The sequence below is a fragment of the Dactylosporangium sp. NPDC049742 genome (assembly GCF_040674675.1).
Classification (GTDB): domain Bacteria; phylum Actinomycetota; class Actinomycetes; order Mycobacteriales; family Micromonosporaceae; genus Dactylosporangium; species Dactylosporangium maewongense.
Window position 1 is genome coordinate 61,737 of the sequence record NZ_JBFANF010000018.1, and the last position, 21,034, is coordinate 82,770.

General features: G+C 69.9%; 21 protein-coding genes and 1 pseudogene. 10 read left to right on the forward strand and 12 right to left on the reverse strand.

What is annotated here, in order from left to right:
- The first annotated feature begins 422 nt into the window (after positions 1-422).
- A complete protein-coding gene (locus AB0J72_RS23015; protein WP_363401823.1) occupies positions 423-2,804 on the forward strand; it encodes a discoidin domain-containing protein in 2,382 nt (793 codons plus the stop codon).
- Positions 2,805-2,959: 155 nt separating this feature from the next.
- On the opposite strand, the gene AB0J72_RS23020 is transcribed toward AB0J72_RS23015, so the two are convergent.
- Positions 2,960-3,736, reverse strand: a complete 777-nt coding sequence (locus AB0J72_RS23020; RefSeq protein ID WP_363401825.1) for a hypothetical protein — start codon at positions 3,734-3,736, stop codon at positions 2,960-2,962.
- 245 nt (positions 3,737-3,981) lie between these two features.
- Between AB0J72_RS23020 and AB0J72_RS23025 the strand changes: the two genes are divergently transcribed.
- Positions 3,982-4,182 carry a hypothetical protein gene (locus AB0J72_RS23025; RefSeq protein ID WP_363401827.1) on the forward strand — a complete coding sequence of 67 codons (201 nt, stop codon included), beginning with the start codon at positions 3,982-3,984 and terminating at the stop codon, positions 4,180-4,182.
- Positions 4,183-4,438: 256 nt separating this feature from the next.
- Here AB0J72_RS23025 and AB0J72_RS23030 read toward each other — a convergent pair whose 3' ends face one another.
- Positions 4,439-4,978 carry a TetR/AcrR family transcriptional regulator gene (locus AB0J72_RS23030; RefSeq protein WP_363401829.1) on the reverse strand — a complete coding sequence of 180 codons (540 nt, stop codon included), beginning with the start codon at positions 4,976-4,978 and terminating at the stop codon, positions 4,439-4,441.
- Positions 4,979-5,152: 174 nt separating this feature from the next.
- Here AB0J72_RS23030 and AB0J72_RS23035 point away from each other — a divergent pair, with 174 nt between their 5' ends.
- Positions 5,153-5,584 carry a hypothetical protein gene (locus tag AB0J72_RS23035; protein WP_363401831.1) on the forward strand — a complete coding sequence of 144 codons (432 nt, stop codon included), beginning with the start codon at positions 5,153-5,155 and terminating at the stop codon, positions 5,582-5,584.
- On the opposite strand, the gene AB0J72_RS23040 is transcribed toward AB0J72_RS23035, so the two are convergent.
- The 3 genes from AB0J72_RS23040 to AB0J72_RS23050 form a co-directional block, all read right to left on the reverse strand.
- Entirely contained in the window at positions 5,514-6,194 is a 681-nt protein-coding gene (locus tag AB0J72_RS23040; protein WP_363401833.1) for a TnsA-like heteromeric transposase endonuclease subunit, read from the reverse strand. The two genes, AB0J72_RS23035 and AB0J72_RS23040, sit on opposite strands and share 71 nt — an antisense overlap.
- Positions 6,195-6,461: 267 nt before the next feature.
- Positions 6,462-6,824, reverse strand: a complete 363-nt coding sequence (locus AB0J72_RS23045; RefSeq protein ID WP_363401835.1) for a VOC family protein — start codon at positions 6,822-6,824, stop codon at positions 6,462-6,464.
- A gap of 45 nt (positions 6,825-6,869) precedes the next feature.
- On the reverse strand, positions 6,870-8,306 hold the full coding sequence (locus tag AB0J72_RS23050; RefSeq protein WP_363401837.1) for an MFS transporter: 1,437 nt from the start codon (positions 8,304-8,306) through the stop codon (positions 6,870-6,872).
- 98 nt (positions 8,307-8,404) lie between these two features.
- Between AB0J72_RS23050 and AB0J72_RS23055 the strand changes: the two genes are divergently transcribed.
- The 3 genes and pseudogenes from AB0J72_RS23055 to AB0J72_RS23065 all read left to right on the forward strand — a co-directional run bounded on the left by AB0J72_RS23055 (position 8,405) and on the right by AB0J72_RS23065 (position 9,539).
- Entirely contained in the window at positions 8,405-9,013 is a 609-nt protein-coding gene (locus tag AB0J72_RS23055) for a helix-turn-helix domain-containing protein (protein WP_363401839.1), read from the forward strand.
- Positions 9,014-9,198: 185 nt separating this feature from the next.
- Positions 9,199-9,375, forward strand: a pseudogene (locus AB0J72_RS23060) (Fe-Mn family superoxide dismutase); the annotation flags it as partial.
- On the forward strand, positions 9,372-9,539 hold the full coding sequence (locus AB0J72_RS23065) for a hypothetical protein (RefSeq protein WP_363401841.1): 168 nt from the start codon (positions 9,372-9,374) through the stop codon (positions 9,537-9,539). The pseudogene AB0J72_RS23060 and the gene AB0J72_RS23065, both read left to right, overlap by 4 nt.
- A gap of 474 nt (positions 9,540-10,013) precedes the next feature.
- Here AB0J72_RS23065 and AB0J72_RS23070 read toward each other — a convergent pair whose 3' ends face one another.
- Positions 10,014-11,084, reverse strand: coding sequence for an integrase core domain-containing protein (locus AB0J72_RS23070; protein WP_363401843.1), 1,071 nt, complete (start codon positions 11,082-11,084; stop codon positions 10,014-10,016).
- Between the two features lie 459 nt (positions 11,085-11,543).
- Here AB0J72_RS23070 and AB0J72_RS23075 point away from each other — a divergent pair, with 459 nt between their 5' ends.
- The 3 genes from AB0J72_RS23075 to AB0J72_RS23085 are packed head-to-tail and all read left to right on the forward strand — an operon-like array spanning position 11,544 to position 13,767.
- Positions 11,544-12,467, forward strand: a complete 924-nt coding sequence (locus AB0J72_RS23075; protein ID WP_363401844.1) for an NAD-dependent epimerase/dehydratase family protein — start codon at positions 11,544-11,546, stop codon at positions 12,465-12,467.
- Positions 12,464-12,940, forward strand: coding sequence for a nuclear transport factor 2 family protein (locus tag AB0J72_RS23080; RefSeq protein ID WP_363401846.1), 477 nt, complete (start codon positions 12,464-12,466; stop codon positions 12,938-12,940). Before AB0J72_RS23075 ends, AB0J72_RS23080 begins: the two co-directional genes overlap by 4 nt.
- Entirely contained in the window at positions 12,937-13,767 is an 831-nt protein-coding gene (locus AB0J72_RS23085) for an SDR family oxidoreductase (RefSeq protein WP_363401848.1), read from the forward strand. The genes AB0J72_RS23080 and AB0J72_RS23085 overlap by 4 nt, the downstream gene beginning before the upstream one ends.
- Positions 13,768-13,817: 50 nt before the next feature.
- Here AB0J72_RS23085 and AB0J72_RS23090 read toward each other — a convergent pair whose 3' ends face one another.
- The 6 genes from AB0J72_RS23090 to AB0J72_RS23115 all read right to left on the reverse strand — a co-directional run bounded on the left by AB0J72_RS23090 (position 13,818) and on the right by AB0J72_RS23115 (position 19,029).
- Positions 13,818-14,696 carry a TIGR03619 family F420-dependent LLM class oxidoreductase gene (locus AB0J72_RS23090; protein WP_363401850.1) on the reverse strand — a complete coding sequence of 293 codons (879 nt, stop codon included), beginning with the start codon at positions 14,694-14,696 and terminating at the stop codon, positions 13,818-13,820.
- A gap of 29 nt (positions 14,697-14,725) precedes the next feature.
- A complete protein-coding gene (locus AB0J72_RS23095) occupies positions 14,726-15,244 on the reverse strand; it encodes a nuclear transport factor 2 family protein (RefSeq protein WP_363401852.1) in 519 nt (172 codons plus the stop codon).
- Positions 15,245-15,298: 54 nt separating this feature from the next.
- Positions 15,299-16,195, reverse strand: a complete 897-nt coding sequence (locus tag AB0J72_RS23100; RefSeq protein WP_363401854.1) for a TIGR03619 family F420-dependent LLM class oxidoreductase — start codon at positions 16,193-16,195, stop codon at positions 15,299-15,301.
- Positions 16,192-17,337, reverse strand: coding sequence for a TIGR03617 family F420-dependent LLM class oxidoreductase (locus tag AB0J72_RS23105; RefSeq protein WP_363401856.1), 1,146 nt, complete (start codon positions 17,335-17,337; stop codon positions 16,192-16,194). Before AB0J72_RS23105 ends, AB0J72_RS23100 begins: the two co-directional genes overlap by 4 nt.
- A complete protein-coding gene (locus AB0J72_RS23110; protein WP_363401858.1) occupies positions 17,334-18,209 on the reverse strand; it encodes an SDR family oxidoreductase in 876 nt (291 codons plus the stop codon). Before AB0J72_RS23110 ends, AB0J72_RS23105 begins: the two co-directional genes overlap by 4 nt.
- Positions 18,210-18,381: 172 nt before the next feature.
- Positions 18,382-19,029, reverse strand: coding sequence for a PaaI family thioesterase (locus AB0J72_RS23115; protein WP_363401860.1), 648 nt, complete (start codon positions 19,027-19,029; stop codon positions 18,382-18,384).
- A 402-nt stretch (positions 19,030-19,431) separates the two neighbouring features.
- Between AB0J72_RS23115 and AB0J72_RS23120 the strand changes: the two genes are divergently transcribed.
- Positions 19,432-21,000, forward strand: a complete 1,569-nt coding sequence (locus AB0J72_RS23120) for an ABC transporter substrate-binding protein (protein ID WP_363401862.1) — start codon at positions 19,432-19,434, stop codon at positions 20,998-21,000.
- Positions 21,001-21,034: the final 34 nt, after the last annotated feature.

The following is a 21,034-nucleotide window of genomic DNA, read 5'->3' on the forward strand; positions in this document are numbered from 1 at the left end:
GAATGGTTCAACTTTTGCATACCAAGAAGAAAGTTTTTGCTATCCCTTCTGTGAGTGCAAGGGCTGAGGGTGCTGGACTTTCGATGCAGAGTTTCGAGCTATGCGAGCGGATCGGCCGGTAGCCCGGCCCAGATCGTGACGGCAGGATGCATGCCGTCACGGAGTGCTGTTGTCCGCCGCAGAAGAGCGCGCGAGAGCCGCTCCTGCCATCACTACGCGTGACATCGTGGCGTGCGCCGCCGGTGCAGCCGCACCGGTTCACTTGGTCTGGCGTGGCCGGTCCTCGTAGCTCCACTTCCAACCTTCACGTGCAGGATTGCGCCGTATCATCAAGTTGTTGCGATACTTTGACTGGACTATTGCAAGAATGTGTCGACGGGTGGAAGTATGACCGGCCAGGAAAGTGAGAGGGGAGTGTCCATATGTCAATCTCACGTCGGAAGTTCGTCACCTCGGTCGCGTCCGGCACCGCCCTCGCCGCGGTCTCCACCGGCGAACTGGTCTCCGCGTGGACAGCGACGGCGTTCGCAGCGAGCCCGCCCGGTGACGTGGTCGGCAAGATCTCCGTCGGCTACCAGGGCTGGTTCGCCTGTATCGGCGACGGTTCGCCGATCAACGCGTGGTGGCACTGGAGCCAGAACAACAACACGCCGCCCTCGCCGTCGAACACGACGATCGTGGCGTGGCCGGACATGCGGGAGTTCACCAAGAAGTACACGACCGCCTACGCCAACCTCGGCAACGGTCAGCCCGCTCAGCTGTTCTCCTCCTACGACCAGCAGACCGTTGATACGCACTTCAAGTGGATGCGCGACTACGGCTGTGACACCGCCGCGTTGCAGCGCTTCAACCCCACCGGCGGCGAAGGCCCGATCCGCGACGCCATGACAGCCCAAGTGCGCAGCGCGGCCGAGGCCTACGGACGCAAGTTCTACATCATGTACGACGTCACCGACTGGACGAACATGCAGTCGGAGATCAAGACCGACTGGACCACGAAGATGTCGGCGTACACGTCCTCACCCGCGTACGCGCGCCAGAACGGTAAGCCGGTTGTGTGTATCTGGGGCTTCGGCTTCTCCGAGCCGAGCCGACCGTTCACGCCGGCGCCGTGCCTGGACGTGGTCAACTGGTTCAAGGCGCAGGGCTGCTACGTCATCGGTGGTGTGCCGACGTGGTGGCGCGCCGGAATCAACGACTCCCGGCCGGGTTTCCTCGACGTCTACCACGCCTTCAACATGATCTCGCCGTGGATGGTGACCCGGGCGAACAGCATCGGGGAGCTCGACTCTTACTACAACAACGTCAACGTCGGCGACCAGGCCGACTGCAACGCCAGAGGCATCGACTACCAGCCGTGCGTCATGCCCGGCACCCTGCATGCCGGCGCCCGCGCCCACGGCGACTTCTACTGGCGACACATCTACAACATGACCCGCCTCGGCGCACAGGGCCTCTACGTGTCGATGTTCGACGAGTTCAACGAAGGCAACCAGATCGCCAAGACCGCCGAGAACGCCTCAATGCAGCCGACGAACTTCGGCTACCCCGCCCTCGACGCCGACGGCACCGCCTGCTCCTCGGACTACTACCTACGCATCACCGCCGACGGCGGCAAGATGTTCAAAGGCCAGACCCCGCTGACCGCCACCCGCCCGACCCAACCCAACGGTGGCACGACACCACCCCCGACCGGGAACCTCGCGCTGTCCAAGCCGACGCAGGAAAGCAGCCACAATCAGACGTTCGTGTCGGCCAACGCCACCGACGGCTCTCAGGCCAGCTACTGGGAGTCGGTGAACAACGCGTTCCCACAATGGGTGCAGGTCGATCTCGGGTCGGTACTCGCGGTGGACAAGGCGGTGCTGAAACTGCCGGCCTCGTGGGGCTCGCGGACGCAGACGCTGTCGGTGCAGACGAGCGTCGACGGCGGCACGTTCACCACCGTGGTGAACTCCGGTGGCGTCGGCTTCAACTCGGGCAACGCCAACACAGCCACGCTCAGTTTCGCGCAGGCCAACGCCCGCTACGTCCGGGTCAACTTCACCGCCAACACTGGCTGGCCCGCCGCGCAGTTGTCGGAGCTGGAAGTGTACGGCCCGGTGACCGGCGGCGACACCCAGCCGCCGAGCACGCCCGCCAACCTCACCTCGACCGGGAAGACCTCCAGCAGCGTCTCGCTGTCCTGGACGGCCTCCACCGACAACGTCGGCGTCACCGGATACCAGGTACGCCAGGGAAGTGCCGTCGTCGGGACGACCGCCGCCACATCGTTCACCGTCACCGGATTGAACCCGTCAACGTCGTACACCTTCACCGTCACCGCCCAGGACGCGGCTGGCAACACGTCCGCCGCCTCGAACGGCGTCACCGTCACCACCGACCCGGCACCCAACACCAACCTGGCCCGCGGGAAGCCCACGTCGGAGAGCAGCCACACGCAGGTCTACGGCTCCGGCAACGCCGTCGACGGCAACCAGGACACCTACTGGGAGTCTGCGAACAGTGCCTTCCCGCAGTGGTTGCAGGTCGACCTCGGCTCGGCAACGTCGATCGGGCGGATCGTGCTGAAATTGCCGGCGTCGTGGGGTGCTCGAACCCAGACACTCTCGGTGACAGGCAGCACGAACGGCACAAACTTCACCACGCTCAAAGCATCCGCCGACTACACCTTCAGCCCGAGCGTCAACACCGCCACCATCACCTTCACCGCCACCGCCACCCGCTACGTCAGGCTCAACTTCACCGCCAACACCAGTTGGCCCGCCGGCCAGGTTTCCGAGTTCGAGGTGTACGCCTCCTGACACCGGCCAGAGGCCATCGACCAAACGCACGGACTGCGTACCGGCGGGGTGCCCAGGTCAGTCGTCCTGGACCTGCCGGTGTGCCGACCCAACGCACTGGTCGGCGAGACGGCGCCCGGCCCTTCGGCCGGCGCCGTTCCGCAGGCCTACGAGGTTCAGCGGAACCCTCCACGAATACCACCACGCCGCATGAGCAGGGCGGATGAGTAGTCGCCAACCCTGCGGTGCCTGGTGGCGCTCGTCTGTGCGGCACGTGCGCACCGGCCACGGTGGTCGGCGCGCACGTGTTCATGGTCGCTCCCGCGGCTCAGTGGAGCAGGTCGAGCCTGTTTGTTGGTGTCGTCGACGAAGTAGACGCCGAGGTTCTCCGGTGCGATGGCGAGGCCGAACAGGGCGCCCGCGCCGAGGTCGTCGAGGGTGCGGAACGCGACCTGCGTCTTCTGGCACGGGTTGGTTTCGACGATGTTCCCGTCTCCGCCGTTGACGGTGAGCACGTTGCCGTTGGGTGCGATTGCCAGCCCGAGTGGGCCGGACAGGTGTCCGTTCTGGGTGATGGTGCGTCCGGTGCCGGCGCTCGTCTTGCGGTCGTCCGCATCCGGAATGGCGGCGATGCGGTTCGCGACGGTGTCGGCGACGTACAGCGTGCCGTCCTTACCCAGGCCGACTCCGGTAGGGCCGATGATCAGCGCATTCGGGTCGGTCTTCTCCGTGAATCCGGAACCGATGGTCGTGATCTTGCGCAGCGTCGGCGGTTTGCTTCCCTCGATCTTCAACTCGAGGCGCAGCACGGTTCCCTGGTTGGTGGTGGCGGGTACGCCGCCGACGATTCCATTGAGGACATTCGTGAGGAACAGGTCGACCGATTCCCCGTCATCGTCCGCGGTCATGTCCCACGGGCCGTTGATGCCATGTCCGGAGAATGTCTCGCGCACCTTGCCCTTGCTGTCGAGGACGATCAGGCAGCCCGCCTGGGCCGTCGCGGAGGTGGAGGATGCCGCATCGGACCACGACGTATCGGATCTTGAGCGTGAAGGTCCTGGCGGGTGCGGAGTTGGATGAGTGATGGAGTGGTCTCCCCAGCGGCGGACGGGCCGATGGCACTGATGGCTGGCCGAGTGATCGGTGTAGGCGGTGGCCGTTGTAAATGCTCGGCGTACTCGGTCAGGACGCTCGTCAGGTGCCGTTCGCCGACGATGAGGATCCGGTCGGTGACTCGCGTCGGACCGTACTGACCCAGCGCTCCGCGAAGGCGTTCGCCCCCGGCGCCTGTGGCGGTGTTCGAACCACGTCGATGCCGGCTGCGGTGAAGACCGCATCGAAGGCGGTGGTGAACTTCGCGTCCCGGTCTCGCAGCAGGAAGGGCAGCCTGTCGGCGTGATGGTCGAGGCCCATGAGCAGGTTTACGGGCCTGCTGGGTGACCCAGTCGCCGGTCGGGTGTGCGGTGCCACCGACGATGTGGACCTGCCGGGTGGCGAGCTCGATCCTGCACCCGGCGATGGCGCCGTCCCGGGCGAGCTGGGCCAACATCTGCAGGATCTGACGCCAACCGCCCCTCGGCACCGGCCTGCCAACAATTCTTGCGTCGTCATTGCCGTGGTCGCGGGTCCGGGTCGGTGGGTGGCGGCGCCGCGTTTCAGGGCGTGCTGCGGAACGCGTCGACTCCGTTGCGCCATGTGGTGTCGACGTCGGCGTGGGGTGGGAATCGATGGTTCAGCTCGAGGATGACCATCCCGTGCGCGAAGGCCCAGATGGCCCGCGCTCGTTCGAGATCGCCGCCTGTTGCGTTGACCAGCGGCATCGCGGCTGCCTCCTCGACACCGGGAGTGATCAGGTCGCGACGTAGGGGCCTTTCGGTCATCAGCCGGTACAGGTTCGGCTGGCGGCAGGCGAAGTCGCGGTACGCGGCGGTGAGGGAGGCGATCGGATCGTCGGACCGGTCGACGGCCCGGGTGAACAGTTCGGCTTGTTCCTCGAAGCCCACTGAGATCAGCGTGGCCTCCAGCGCCTGCTTGTCGCGGACGTGTTCGTAGATCGACGAGGCGCGGATCCCGAGGTGGGCGCCGAGGCGACGCATCGACAGCGCGTCAGGGCCTTCCCGCTCGAGAAGCTCGCGCGCGGTCTGCACAATCTCTCGGGCCCGCGGAGTGAGCTGACTCAGCGCTTGGGACGTCATCGGCCGTCCATGGTCCAAGACCCAAACATTTCGGAGCCAACCAATTCGAGGCCAACACGTGGAGCACGCATCTCACATTGCCCTTTCCGCGCCCACCCTAACGGTGTTAGGTTACCAGCCTAACACCGTTAGGGTCGGGATTTCGGCAGTGATCCCAGCCGAGAAGGAGTACCGATGACTGTTCGTACCCCATCAGTAGCAGTCGGTGCCGTCGCCGGCTCCGGGCGGGTCCGTGGCCGCGTTGCGCAGGCCCTGCTCGTCCTCGCCGCATTGGGCGCCGTCGTCGCGGTGGTCAGCGCGGTCAGCGCCGTCGCGGACGCCGGACCGGCCACGCGCATGGTCGAGACGTGGCGCATGCTCGGCTTCGGCGTCTTCGCCGGCGTGTTCCTGCTGCTGGCCTACCGGCCCCGGCTCTACGCCGGGATCTGGGAGCTTTCCATCCTCAACAAGCTCGGACTGAGCCTCGCCGCGCTGTCCTTCGGAAGCGAGACCGCCGGCGCTCGCGCGGCCCTGATCGCCGACGGTGCGGTCACGCTCATGCTGCTGGCCGCATACATCCTCGCCCGGGGCTGGACGGCATGGTCAGCCGCACGGGCCATGGCGTGACGCAGGTTGATGGGCACCGACATGAGTAATGAATACAGCCGGAGGCATCGGCCAGCGGTCGCCGCTGCGCGGAGAACCCTTCCACCCCGGCCGGCACGTTCGGCCGCCAGCCGGTTACCACCGCATACCGCCACCCGACCTCGGCCGCGACTCGCGCCGCCGCCGCGAACCCGGCCAGATCCTGCTCCCGCACCCGGTCCGCAGGGCGCACGTCGAACAACCACACCCCCTGCCGGGTCACCGCGAGCACGTCCGGCACGTGATCCCGGCGCTGCCCACCCACGGTGAACCGCAGCCGGAACGGCTGACCCAGCACCTGCACCACCTCGCCGGCGAAGTCCAGGACCAGCAGCAGCCGCTGCTTGGCCAGACTCTCAAATCCGTGGTGCCGGCCGGTGCTCACCATGAACTGCAGCCCCGGCCGGTGCCGCTGCCGCGCGCTCCACGCGAAGCGTCGCACTGGCCGCATCACCGCGATGCGGCATCGCGCCCAGGTCCCGCACAGAGCAGCCCACGACGCCCTCGTCCGTACGCCAGGCCACCGTCCACCACCTGGCCCAACCCACCTCCGGCGGCGCGGCGTCAAGCTCCAGCCCAGCAAACAGTTCATCCACCGAACACCCGGCAGACCGCACCGGGCGGAGACCAGCGGTCAATGCCGCAGCATCCTGCATGTTCGAGCTGGCTTGACGCATCGGAGCATCGAAGCACAACACTGAACGATCGCGCACGGCAGAGCCCCATTGCCGGCCCGCGCTAGCGCCGCCGACCCGCTGCGCTGATCAACCGCCCCAGCCGGGGCCACACGACATGATGGCCGAGCATCTGCCGCTCCGAAGCTCGATTTTCGGACGTGCCCCATGGCGGACTCCAGCGGTCAGCCAGCGGTCAGGCAGAACGGGTGACCGGCCGGGTCCAGCAGCACCAGCCACTGGTCGCTGCCCGGCTGGTGGTCCGGCCTGACTGCGCCGAGCCCCAGAGCCAGTTTCTCTGCGGCGTCGAGGTCCTCCACCCGGAGGTCCAGGTGGAGCTGCTGCGGCGCCTCCTGACCGGGCCACTGCGGAGCCCGGTATCCGGGAACCCGCTGGAAGCCCAGGTCGTAGCCCGAACCGGCGGTCAGGGCGACGAACTCGTCGGCGTCGTAGCTCCGCCCCATGCCTGTGAGCTCTTGGTAGAACCGGGCCAGAGCCCGGGGATCGGCGCAGTCCATAGTGACGCCTCGCACCGTCGCGATCGGCATCGTCCACACTCCGTCTCATTCAGGTCCGCGGGCCACACGATGGCCTCAGGTAGTGATCCAACCGAACTGTCGTGGCCTGGCTCCGCTCAGCACCGGTCGCACCGCCGGAGTCGGGCGCCGGTTGACCTGCGCCAGCACGACGGCCGTGGCCGTGAACGCGCTGGCGACCCAAAACGCTCGCGACATCCCGTCGATCGGCACGATCGCCGACGTCGCGACGGTGACCAGCACGGCCAGTCCAAGCGCACCGCCCACCTGCTGCATCGCGTTGAGCAGGCTGGACGCCGCGCCGGACTCGGCCGGCTCGACCCGGGAAAGGATCGACATGGCCAGCGGCGTGAAGACGAGTCCCGCGCCAGCACCGAAGAGCAGTACCGGGCCAAGGCTGCCGTCGGCGTATCCGGAGTCCGACGAGATCTGCGCGAGCCAGACCATGCCAGCGGTGACCACTACACCGCCCGCGGCCGCCAGCCTCGGAGCACCGACACGGGGCAGGAGCCTGACCGCAACCGCGGATGAGGCGAGAAGCAGGATCGTCATCGGCAGGAATGCCAACCCGGTCCGCAGTGCGTCGTAGCCGTGCGTCTGCTGCAGGAATTGGGTCAGGAAGAAGAACATGCCAAACATGGCCGCCGGGAAGAGCACCAGCGTCAGGAACGCGCTGGCGCGCGCCTTATCGGCGAACAGCCGCAGCGGGACGATCGGCTGCTGGACGCGGCCCTCCGCAACGAGGAACAGCCCGAGTAGCGCAACCGCGCCCGCCAGAGCGGTCACGACGACCGGATCACTCCAACCGTCGGTGGCGGCACGGGTCAGCCCGTAGACCAGGGCGATCATGCCGGCGGTCGAGGCGAGCGCGCCCGCGATGTCGAAGTGGCCGGCCCGGCGCGGCGTTTCCTGGACGACCATCGGTGCAATGACCACCATCGCGACTGCGATCGGCACGTTGATGAGAAGAATCCACCGCCACGATGCCCAGTCGCTCAGCACGCCGCCGAGAATCAGCCCCAGCGCCGCCCCTGACGCGGCCACCGCCGTGTAGACCCCGACCGCCCGGGTACGGGCGGGGCCCTCCTCGAAATTCGCCGGGATGAGGGCGAGCGCGCTGGGCGCGGCGAGCGCGGCACCGACACCCTGCACCGTACGGGCGGCCAGCAGGGACCAGTCCGCGGCGGCGATGCCGCCAACGAGTGAGGCGAGGCCGAAGACGGCGATGCCGGTGACGAAGACTCGGCGCTGGCCGAGGATGTCGCCGGCCCGCCCGCTCAGGAGCAGCAGGCCGCCGAAGGCCAGCGTGTACGAGTTCACCACCCACGACAGGCCGCTTGCCGTGAAGCTGAGGTCGGTCTGGATCTTGGGGAGCGCCACGTACACAACGGTGCTGTCCAGCACCATCATCAACGGGCAGGCGGCGATGATCGCCAGGACGGCACCGCGCCGGGATGCGGATGCACCCGTCACCGGTGCCGTGCCGTCAGGCACGGAGGCCCTGCTCGACATGGGCAGTCCCTTCGCGGTCGGCTAAGCTGAGGCTGCCTCGGTAATATATTGAGGCTACCTCGACTTAGCAAGAGGTTGTCGTGAACGCTGCGAATACGCCCCACCGCCGGATGCGTGCCGACGCCCGCCGCAACTACGAACGGCTGCTCGCGGAGGCAGAGATCGCCTTCCGGGAACGGGGCACGGAGGCGTCACTGGAGGAGATCGCGCGCCGTGCCGGGGTCTCGATCGGCGCGCTGTATGGACACTTTCCGACTCGGCAGGCGCTGCTGGAAGCGACGCTCCACGAGAGCATCGACCGGCTCGTCGCCGCCGCAGAGGAGTTGCTCATGCACCCGTCGCCCGGCCAGGCGCTTGCTCAGTGGGCCCACGCGACCGCGGCGCACATGTCCGCCTACCGAGGCCTGGCCACCTCGCTGCTGAGCTGCCTGAAGGACGAGAACAATCCGCTGTACCGGGCGTGCCAGCAGATGACCGCCGCTGGCGAGCGCCTGCTCGATCGAGCGCGCGCGGCGGGTCTTGTGCGTGCCGAGGCCAGCGCCGCGGATATGTTCGCACTCATCAACGCGGCCGCCTGGGCCCGCGAGCAGGTCCCCGACGAGCAGGGCGACCGCCTGCTGGCGTTCATGATTGACGGGCTGCGCCCAGTGCCACCCGAGATTCGCATTCCCGCCGCCCTCGGCCCGTGAGGGTCGGGGGCAGCCCTCTCGTCTCCGCCAACTAGCGCGCAAAGGGCCGCCATCTATCGCGCAAAGTCACAGAGCGCGGAGTGCTGCGACAACGCCACGTCAACGCTAAGATCTCGAACTGACGTTCGATTGCCTGGCTGCAGGGCCGCGTCTGAGCGCGAAGGGCCACAGCGGGACAATGGACCAACGTCGGACACGGGTCCGTCCCGCTGCTCGTCTTCGACGCCTGGGAACACGCCTACTACCTGCAGTACCGCAACGTGCGCCCCGACTACGTCCAGCGCCTGTGGAACCTCGTCAACTGGACCGACGTCACCCGCCGCTTCGATGCCGCCCGCCAGGTGCCCAACCTCCTCGCATGAGCATCCAGACCGTGACCGCCGGCCAGTTCGTCGCCCTGCGCGACGAACTGGCCGGCGTCTATCAGGCCGCATTCAGTCGACCGCTATGGAACGAACCCCCGGGACGGAGCAGGCGTACGTCGACCGGCTACCCCCGAAGCTGGGTCGCCCGAACAGGTGCCTGACCTGATCCTCGTCTCGTCCGGGCAGGGTCAACGAGGGTTCGTGAAGGAGCCTGAGGACGCCGTCGAATGGCAGCCGAGACAGCACGCGACGATCCGCGTTCGCTGCGGCCGCCCTGGCGACGACTGCCACTCGACCCGCACCGAGGACAAGGAGGAGGACGGCCGCCCAGCGCCGCCGACGCCATGCGGACTGCGTCGCGTCGAAGCGGACGCGATCTCCTTTGAACGTGCCGCGGCCTTGCGCAATCGCTCAAACGAAGTTCGGTCAGAGCGCCCCGACCATCGCCACCAGGGTGAACACCACGCTTTCGTGGGTCTCGCCGCTGTCAGAGTCCAAGTCTGCGAAGGCGATCGGTGCCATTCGGGTCGAACTGTGGCGCTCGGTCGCGCCGACTGTGCTGATTGGCATCGAACATAGGCGGTGTTGCTGGGTGTGACTACCGGTGCGGGTGCCGGAAACCCTGTCCATGCAGGTCAGGCCGCATGTCGATATTCGTGAATGATGCCGCCGAGGCGGTCACGTCTACGGATGTCCAGGTGCTTGACCGTGGCCAGATCGGTGACCGGTTCCGGGAGCGGTTGCAGCGGCCTGGCGTTCGAGATGCCGCGGTGGGCTCGATGAGCGTTGTAATGCTGCTCGTACTGGTGTAGCGCGTGTAGCAGGTGTGCTTGGTTCCAGATCAACGTGCGGTCCAGCAGTTCGTGGCGGCAGCTTTGGATCCACCGTTCCATGATCGCATTCATGCGGGGCATCTGGATGCGGCTGAGCACGACCTTGATCCCGGTATCGTCGAGGATCGCGTCGAACAGCGCCGGGTACTTGCCGTCGCGGTCACGGATGAGGAAGCGTGCCCGGCAGCCGGCGTCCTGCAGGTCCATCGCGAGGTTGCGTGCGGCTTGGGCGACCCAGGCGCCGCGCGGGTGGGCGGTGGCGCCGAGGATGCGGATGCGTCGCGTGGCGTGCTCAATGACGGCCAGGACGTACAGCTTGGCCCCGGTCAAGGTGACGGTTTCGAAGAAGTCAGCGGCGATGATGGCGTGGGCTTGTGAGTGTAGAAACGCCGACCAGCTCTCGGAGGTCCGCTGCGGCGCCGGGTTGATCCCGGCCTTGTGGAGGAATTCCCAGACGGTCGAGGCGGCGACCTTGATGCCCAGGACGAGCAGCTCACCGTGGATTCTCCGGTAGCCCCACGAGCTGTTCTCGCGGGCGAGCCGTAGCACCAGCGTTCGGATCGAGCGGAGCGTGGGTGGCCGTCCGGCACGTTTGGGGCGCGAGATCACCGCGTGACGGTGGGCGACCAGATTGCGATGCCAGCGAAGCACCGTCTCGGGGCGCACGAGCAACCTGATCTGGCGCAGAACGTCGCGGGGCAGCCGGTGCAGTAGTGCGGCGAGAAAGGCCCGGTCGGCGGGGGTGAGCCGTACCTTCTCGCCGTGCAGTTGCCGTTCAAGGACCGTGATCTGGTGTCGGAGGGCCAGGATCTCCGCATCCTTGGCACGGTTGCTCATGGGCAGCAGCCGGAGCATCGCGAGGGCGTTGGTCACACCGAGGTACGCGAGTCGTAGAAGCATGATGAGTCATCGTCGCCCAGTGAAGTTCAGCGATCGGAGGCGTGTCACAGCGTCGACAGCGACGAGATTTCGATGCGATGCTCAACCGGCCCCGATCAGGGCGGATGGGGTTTCCGGCACCCGCAGTGTTCCAGGAGTCTGCGGGCGTGGTCGTGACGTGCGTCGACGTGGGCGACCAAGACCGGTAGCAGGGGTTGGCGGACGCGGGTGCGGTCGGCGGTGCGTTCGTTGATCCTGCGGCGGCGGTCGCCGACGCCGCGTAGCCCGTGCGGTGGGATCGGGCATGGCGCGACCCAGGGACCCCTGATGCCCGCCAAGTCAAAAGCGTGCTCTCGTGGGTACCAACCTATCGCTTGATTGGTAGGCTCAGAAGCCGTGCTGGCTCCCTGATTCGCGCCGGGGAGTCGCCTCACTATGCAAGGAGACCTCACGATGAAGGTGCTCGTGGTTGGTGGAACCGGCATGATCGGGGTCCACACTGCCCTCTACCTGCGAGATCGGGGAGACGACGTCACCGTCGCCGCCCGAGGGGCGGTCGATGCGGACTCGCCCGTCGCCGACCTGCCCGTCCTCCGCGGGGACTACACCCGCCAGACCTTCACCCGGGAGGATTTGGCCCCCTTCGACGCGGTCGTCTTCGCCGCGGGGCAGGACGTGCGCCACCTGCCCCGCGACGTTGACGAGACGCAGTTCTGGAGGGAGACCCAGAGCGTGGGGGTGCCGGCCTTCGCCGCGCTCGCCAAGAGCGCGGGTGTCTCCCGCTTCGTCCAGGTCGGCAGCTACTACCACCACCTGCGACCCGACCTGGCCGACTCGAACGCCTACGTCGCCGCCCGCCGCGCCGCCGACGAGGGAGCCCGGGCGCTGGCCGACGACTCCTTCACGGTCTGCACTCTCAACCCGCCCTCGATCATCGGTGCCATCCCCGTCATCACGGCCAAGCGCTACCGCCGCATGGTGTCCTGGGCAGCCGGCAACGAGCCGCAGATCCCCGACCACGCACCGGCCGGCGGCACGAACTACCTGTCGGCCCGGTCCCTGGCCGAGGCGATCGGCGGCGCGCTCGACCGCGGCGCGGCCGGCGCGGCATACCTCGTCGGTGACGCCAACCTTACGTTCGCGCAGTTCTTCCAGTTGCTCGTCGACGCGGCCGGGGGCAACCGCACCATCGCCGAACTCGACGAGCCGCACCCCTTCATGCCCGACTCGATGATCGTCCAGGGCCGCGGCAACGTCCTTGCCTACGAACCCGATCCGGCCGAGACCGCGCTGCTCGGCTACACCCGCGGTGACTGCGAGCGGGCCGTCGCCGAACTCGTCCAGGTCGTGCGCGCGGCGACCGCCCCTGCGGCGTGAGCAGGCTCGACGCGGCCGACCTCGCCGCGCTGCGGGCGCTGTCGGAGACGTATGCCGCGGCCGCCGACGACCGTGACGCGGCCGCGATCGGCGCGCTCTTCGCCCCGGACGGCGTCCTCGTCGTCCCCGACCCGCCGGCCCACCTCGCTCCCCACGTGTCCCACGTCGGCCGCCCCGCTGTCGTGGCCGCGCTCGGGGCACTCGCCGGCACCCTGGCCACGACCCACGTCGTGGCCGGGGCGCGCTACCTGCCGACGCCGGCCGGGGCCCGTGGCCGGGTCCGCGGCACGGCCCACCACCTGCTGCCCGGTCGCGAAGGGCACTCGGACCTCGTCTGGTTCCTGCACTACGACGACGAGTACGCGCGCACCGACGAAGGATGGGCCTTCACGCGCCGTGCGGTGACCATCAACTGGATCGAACGCCACCGGGTCTCCGTGACCAGGGCCGACGAGGAAGGAGCCGGCAGATGAGCGCCAGCCGCAGGCTCGAGGACCAGATCGCGGTCGTCACCGGCGGTGCCCTCGGCATCGGCGGCGGCATCTCCCGCCGTCTCGCCGCCGCGGGTGCCCACGTCGTCCTCGTCGACATCGACGCCGAGGCCGCCGCCGACACCGCCGCCGACATCCGCGGCGCCGGCGGCAAGGTCGAGATCGTCCTCGCCGACGTGCGCACCGCTGACGGTGTCGCCGCCGCGGTCGCCGCCGCTTCGGCCCTCGACTCGGGGCGGGTCGACGTGCTCGTCAACAACGTCGGCGACTTCCGCCCAGCCGCCAAGACCTTCCTGCACTCGACCCCGCAGCAGTGGCAGGCGCTCTACGAGATCAACCTGTGGCACGTGCTCGCGATGACCCATGCGCTGCTGCCCGGCATGGTCGAGCGAGGCCGTGGTGCCATCATCAACAACTCGACCGTCGAGGCCTTCCGGGGTATCCCGGCGTGCGCCCCGTACTCCGCCTACAACGCCGGGGTCAGCGCCTTCACCAAGAGCCTCGCGGTGGAGGTCGCCGGGCACGGGGTGCGGGTCAACGCGATCGCGCCCGACCTCGCCGACACGCCGCAAACGCCGGCGGCGGCGATGCTGCGCGGCCGTGACCCGGAGCTCATCCGCACGTGGATCCCCGTCGGACGCTTCGGTGCGCCCGACGACTACGCCGCCGTCGTGGAGTTCCTCGCCAGTGACGACGCCCGTTTCGTCACCGGGCACACGATCCCCGTCGACGGAGGGACCCTGGCCGCCTCGGGCTGGTACGCGCGGGTGGACCGCAAGGGCTGGTCGAACATGCCCAACGAGGCCTGATCGTGGGTGCGCCCGGACCCACGCAGGAGTCCGGGCGCACGGGGCCGTGCTCAGTCGCGGCGGTCGAGGCCGAAGAGCTCGGCTGCCGCCGCGAGCTGGTCGAGGTACTCAGCCAGCTCGCGGTGCCGCACGACGAGGTTGACCACGGTCGCCCCCGCCTCGCCGATCCGGCCGATGAGGTCCAGCGCGGCCTCCGGGCGGCCGATCGGGTCGAGACGGGCCGGAGGCGTGATGACGACGTCGAACCCGTCCGGCAGGTCGTGCTCGGCGAGCATCCGCGGCAAGGTCTGCAGGTCCGGACCGCGATACGTCACCGGGGCCGGTGCCCACCCGTCGGCCAGGGTGACCGCGCGACGCAGCGCTCGCTTGCTGTGACCCCCAACCCAGATCTGGACCTTCTCCTGGACCGCGTGCGGGCTGATGACCTGCTCGGTGAAGTCGTAGTACTCCCCGTGGTAGGTCGCGAGCCGCACCGACAGCGACGCCCGCAGGGCCCGCAGGGCGTCGTCCGCCCGTGCTCCGCGATCGGCGAAGGGGCGAGCGAGCAGCGCGAACTCCTCCTCGAGGTTGCCGACGCCCACGCCGAGGACGACCCGCCCCCCGCTGAGGTGGTCCAGGGTGCCGTACCGCTTGGCCAGCTCGAGCGGATGGTGCAGCCCGAGCACGAGCACGTACGGCAGGAAGCGGATCCGCTCGGTGATCGCCGCGAGGTAGGAGAACGTCGCGACCGGGTCGTAGAAGCGTTCACCCCGGGCCAGACCCGGTGGCACGCTGACGTGCTCCGGGCAGGTGAAGAACTCGAACCCGAGCCGGTCGGCGGTCGTGAAGACCTCCCGCAGCTCGGCGACCCCGGCCTCGGCCTCCCATGCGGGGCGGGGCCCGGAGTCGGCCAGAACCGGGGAGCTGAGGCCGATGCGCACCCCGCTCATTGGTGCACCTCCGCTGCGCTGCGGGCCGCTCATGCCTCGGGGTCGACAGCGCGGGCGAGGATGTCGCGCCCCTCGTCGGTGCCGTCGAGCTGGCGATTCCAGCGGTGGGTCACCTTCCAGCCCTCGTCGGTGCGGATGAACTCCCACCGGTTGGAGCCCGTGCGCCAGATCCGGTAGCCGTTCTGGTCGGGAGCGTTGAGCACGAGCTGCGAGTAGTTCGTCACGACGGCCCGGTCGCCGTCGACGACGATGTGCGGCAGGCCCATCAGGTGGGCGGCGCCGGCGTGGATCAGGGCCTGGTGCCGCTCACCGTGCACCATGCCGCGCAGCGCGTCGCGGCCGTTGAGCACGACCGGGTACGTGTCGTACACGCCGTCCTCGGTCCACATCTGGGCGGTGACCTCGGCCGAGCCGCTGTCCACAGCCGGGCCGTAGCCGGCGACGATCCGCCACAGGGCGAGCTGGTCCTCGGCGGCGGCGAGGCGCCGCTCGGCCTGCTCAAGACGTGCCTCGAGCAGACCGAGCCGGTCGGGCTGCGAGTCGGTCATGGGTGGGTTCCTTTCGGATCGGGGTGCACGCGGGGTCGATCCGGCTCGGGCCGGTCAGGTTCCGGACGCTGTCGTCTCGAAGCGTTCCGGGGCGAGGTCGCGCAGCGCGGCCATCTGCTCAAGGTGGTGAGCCGGCGAGGTGGCCACCAGGCTCGCGTTGACCGCGGTCGCCCCGACGGCATCGGCCGTGCGCAGGTGCTTTCGGGAGCCGTCCGGGTCCCCGATCGGGTCCAGCGGCGGCATCTGCAGCACGAGGTCGAAGTCGTCCGGGCGCTCCACGGAGGTCCACAGGCGGGTCAGCTCCTGCGGCCCGAGGCCGAACGGCGCCCATCCGGTGCCGTGCGCCACGGCGCGGCGCAGCGAGCGGCGGGTGCGCCCACCGAACCACAGCGGCACCGCGGTGCGCGGGGCGTGCGGTTCGACGACGAAGTCGGTGAAGGTGAACCGGGGCCCCTCGTGGTGCGGCACGGCCCTGCCCCATGCGGCGCGCAGGGCCGTGACCGCCTCGTCCGCGACCGCGCCGCGCTCGGCGAACTCGGCGCCGAGCAGGTCGAACTCCTCCTCCAGGCTGCCGACCCCGACCCCGAGGATGACGCGCCCGCCGCTGAGCAGGTCGAGGGTGCCGTAGGTCTTGGCGAGGGCCAGCGGGTGGTGGTAGCCGATGACGACGATGTTCGTCGCGAGCCGGACGCGGCGCGTCGCCGAGGCGAGGAACGACAGCGTGGCCACGGGGTCGAAGTACGTGCCGCCCCGCTCGACGGCGATCCGGGTGGGCACGGCGACGTGCTCGCTGCACGTCAGGTGGTGGTATCCCAGGTCGTCGGCGGCGCGGGCGACGGCCAGCAGTGCACCGCCGACGTCGGGGCCGGCCAGGACGTCGCGTTCCCAGGCGGCCGCGGTGCGCGGGTGCTGGACGACGACCGGGGTGAGCAGCCCGATGCGTGCGGTCATGACACGGTCTCCGATCCGGCGTCGCTGCGCGTCGCGCTGGTGGTCTCGTCGGTGGGGCCGCCGGCTGCGGGCGGGCCGCCGGCTGCGGCCCTCGTCGGGATGCGCCGGAGGCGTTCGAGCAGCGCGCCGAAGTCCTCGTCGTCGTCCGGGTCGAGCGGCAGCCCGAGCCCGAGCCCGTCGGCGAGCCCGCCGTACGCCCGGTCGAGCACGTCCGGCAGCTCGGCATAGGTGCCGTGCGGGATGAGCGTGGCCAGGGTCTCGTCGTCGAGCGTGTCGGCGAGTCCCGCCCAGCGCCCGGAGGCGGCCATCTCGGCGAGCCGTTCGCCGACCTCGCCCAGGCCGAGCCGGTCCAGCGTCGTGCGGTATGCCGGGGTCGAGAAGAGGAACGCCAGCTCCTGGCGGGCGGCGGCGCGGCTCGCGGCGAGTGCGGCCTGCGTCGGACCGGTGATCGACTTGGACACGACGACGACCCGCGGGATCCCGGCGCGTCCGGCCCGCTCGGCGCCGGCGCGGAGTCCGGGGAGCACGACCGCGCGGAGGTGGCTCGGGTGCGAGTTCGTCGCGTGGGTGACGAAGCCGTCGGCGAACTCGCCGGCCACCTCACAGACGCGCCGGTTGACCCCGCCGGTGTACAGCGCCGGGGGCGTGGTGGACAGCGGGCCGGGGTTGAAGTAGGGCTGGAGCCGGGTGAAGCGGTAATGGCTGCCCTCGTGGTCCAGGGGCGCGCCCGTGGCGAACGCGGCGAAGATCGCCCGGATCGAGGCGAGGTAGTCGCGCAGGTGTACGGCCGGCCGGTCCCACGGCACCGAGAAGCGGCCGACGATGTTGCCGCGCACCTGGGTGGCCAGACCGAGCTGGAAGCGACCCTCGGAGAACCGGGCGAGGTCCCACGCGGCGTACGCGGTCACCATCGGGCTGCGGGGGAAGGCCAGCGTCATGCTGGTGCGCACGGTGATCCGGCTGGTGTGCTCGGCCGCGAGCAGGGCGACCGACAACGAGTCGTGCGTGGTCTCGGGGACGTGCACGGTGTCGAAGCCGAGCCGTTCGATGCGCGCCACGACCGCGGGCACCTCGCGCAGCGCCGTCGTCGGCGGCAGCGTCGTGGCCAGCTCCATCCGGGTGGCGGGTGGCTGAGGCGTCATGGGAGGCGCCCGGCCAGGGCGGCGTCGACGACCTCGTCGCCGCTGACGATCCGGGCGAGCTTCTCCAGCCGCGGCGCGCGGCGCAGGTGCGCCCCGCCCTCGACCGGCAGGCACGCGCCGGTGATCCACGACGACTCGGGACCGCACAGGAAGCGGACCGCGGCGGCGACGTCCTCGGCACGCCCGACCCGCGCGAGGGGCTTCTCGGCGACGGTCGCGGCGGCCAGCTCGGGATCGGCCAGCAGCAGACCCGGGTTCTTCCCGTCGGTGGCCACGATGCCGGGGCGCACCACGTTGACCCGCACCGCGAGGTGGCCGAGTTCGTCGGCGGCGACCCGCACGAGGGCCTCGAGCGCGGCCTTGCTCACCGAGTAGGACGGCATGAACGGGAAGGAGTGCCCGCCCGCGCTCGAGGAGGTACACACGATCGAACCCCCACCGCGCGCGGCCAGAGCCTGTCCGCCGTGTCTGATCGCATGCAGCGCCGTCGTGACGTTGCGCCGGAAGTCGTGCTCGAGGGTCTCGGCGTCAAGGGCGAGCACGGGACGGAAGGTCCCGCCGCCGACCGTCGTGACGACGGCCGTCAAAGGGGTCTCATCGGCGACGCGCACCGCGGCGGCCACGTCCTGATCGAGAGCGGAGTCGCCGACGCTGACCCGCACGGGCAGCGCCCCCGGGGCGGCCGCGGCGATCGTCGTGGCGGCCGCCCGCAGCGTCGCCTCGGTGCGCCCCATGATCGTCACGGCGGCGCCGTCGGTGGCGAGCGCGGCGGCGATGGCCCGGCCGAAGCCGCCGCCTCCGCCGATGACGAGCGCACCGCGGCCGGCGAGCGGACCGCGTGCGGCGGTGGCCGGGTCAGCAGTCGTGCTCACGACGTCACCTCCGCTGCGCTGCGGCGCCGCCGCGAGCCAACACTGCGCCCATGGTTCGCGGCTCCTCCACTACGCTCCGGACCGCTCACGAGGTCGCCTCCGCTGCGCTGCGGCGCCGGCCTGAGCCAAGACTGCGCCCCTGGTTCGCGGCCCGAGCCGCTCCGCTGGCCGCTCACGCCTGCTCCCCCGACGGTCGCCGGAACTTGTCCTGCGTCGACGGGTCGTCCATGAGCACGAAGGTGCCGCTGGCCGTGACGCACGTCAGGTCCCCGATGCGCAGCTCGCCGGAGCTGCGCACCTTGCGCCCGTCGCGCCCGTCGTGCCGGGCCAGGATCGTGATCGTCGAGCCGACGGGGATGGCCGCGTGGAAGGAGACGTCGAGCCCGACCGTCACGGAGGCGTACCCGGCGCGGGCGTTGGCGATGCCGAGGGCGTGGTCCATCAGCATGGCCGAGGTGCCGCCGTGCACGTGCCCCGGGGGTCCCTGGAAGGCCAGCCCCAGCGTGACCTCGCCGCGCACTGAGCCGTCCGGCTCGACCCAGAGGCTCACCGGCGGCGACAGCGGGTTCTCGGTGCCGCCGGTGGGGTCGAAACGCCCCGGGCCGGGCTGGCGCCACATCGTCGCGATCCGCTCGGCAAGGCCCGGGGCGTGGGCGTCGATCCGGGCGGTGAGCGCGTCGAGGTCGGCCACGATCCGGTCGGCGTCGCCGTCGACGGCCGCGCCCGCGCGGGTGATCGCGTCGACGAGCCGGCGGGTGGCTGCGGCGACCGCATCGATGCCGCAATCGCGGGGCTGTGCCGTGGCGAGGGTTACTTCCACCGGGCGGGCTCCTTCGGGCAATCTAGTCAACCAAGCGCTTGCTTGACTACACCCTAGCGACCCGGTGGTGTGCTGACAACGGTCGCGCCGCGGCATCGCCGCCCCACTGGTCGCGGTGGTGCCGCGCCCATTGACGCGCTCCGCGACTCCCCCTATGGTTGCCCAAACGAGCGCTTGGTTGGCTCGTGATGTAGCCTGGCGCCGGCAGCCCTCGGGGCACCGACGAGCTCCCACCGATGAGCTCCAGGCATGCACACCACGCGGCCGACGCCATCCGTCACTGGCCGCACCACCGCGCCCTCACGGCCGCCGCCGAGCGACCGGCCGCAACCCCGCCATCCGGGACCCCGCCGCGGCCGCGGCGCGCTCCCGGCTCGGACCGCAGGTCCGGAAAGGAAGACCGTGTCTCGTCTTGCATACCGCCGGCGCCTCGCCGTGGCCGTCACTGCGCTCGCCACCCTCGCCGTCGGAGCCTGCTCCGGCGACGCGGCGGGCGACCCCAGCGCCGCGACCGGTGAGATCGACCCCAGCGCCGTCCTACGGGTCACGGCCTCGTCGCCGTTCCAGAATCTCGACCCGGCCCAACTGGCTCCCGGCGGTTACCCGTACCTCACGCTGATCTACGACCGGCTCACCATGGTCGACGCCAAGGACAACATCGTCCCCGGCCTGGCAACCTTGTGGACCTTCGCCGCGGACGGCTCCTACCTCGAGCTCGCCCTGCGCAACGACGTCACCTTCCACGACGGGACGCCGTTCGACGCCAACGCCGTCAAGGTGAACATCGAGCGCGGTCAGACGCTGCCGGCGAGCACCGTCAAGCAGGACCTCGCCGACATCACCGGCGTCACCGTCGTGGACGCGCACACCGCGCGCCTGAACCTCAAGCCGGGCGCCGGCGCGGTGCTCCCGTCGGCCCTGGCCACCGCCGCCGGCATGATGGTCTCGCCCAAGGCGATCGCCGACGGGGTCAACCTCAAGCTCGCCCCCGGCAACGCCGGGTCGGGCCCGTACGTCGCCACCGAGTTCGTGCCCAACGAGAAGTACGTGGTCAAGCGCGCCGCGGGCACCTACTGGGACCCGAACGCCGGGCGCCTCGCCGGTATGGAGATCACCCGCGTCCCGCAGGGCGCCACCAGGATCAACGGCGTCATCAACGGTCAGACCGACCTCAGCTTCGTCTCCTCGGCCAACGAGATCATCGAGGCCCGCCAGCTCGGCCAGGCCGGCCAGCTCAAGGTGACCACCCGCCCGTTCCGCAACGTCCTGGGCATCCTGCTGCGCGCCAACAAGGGCGACCTCAAGGACAAGCGGGTCCGTGAGGCAATCGCGCGCTCGGTCGACCCGGCCGCCATCAAGGCGCTCTTCGCCGACACGTGCACGCCCACCCGCAGCATCTACCCGGGCAGCCCGTGGGAGGACCCGGCGGCGAAGTACCCGTACGAGTTCGACCTGGCCAAGGCCAAGGCGCTCATCGCCGAGGTGGGCGGGGCCAAGGTGTCGATCAGCTTCTCCGCCGGCACCAACACCGAGCAGCCCGCCACCGCCATCCAGGCCGCCATGTCCCAGGCCGGCATCAACGCCACGCTCAACCCGACGCCGAACTCCGAGACCGAGGCCCGCTTCATCGCCGGCGACTTCGAGCTCGAGGTGTCCAACACCTTCAACCCGCGCATCGACCCGGCGGGGACGGTGAACAACTACCTCACCGGCAACTACAAGCTCGCCACCGACCCCGAGGCCATCGCCCCGATCGCGGCCAAGGCCGCCGACCCCCGCTCCAGCGTCGAGGAGCGCGCCAAGCAGTACCACCAGCTGTGGGACCAGCTGTTCAGCGAGGCGTGGTTCATCCCGATCTGCAACCTCACCAACGCCACCGTCGCCTCCCCGAAGGTGGTCGGGGCCGAGCAGCTGCCGTGGACCAATCTCGGCCTGTTCGACCTGCGCACCGTCGCGATGACGAAGCGCTGAGCGCCCGGACCCCACCCGTCGGCCGGCCGGTCGC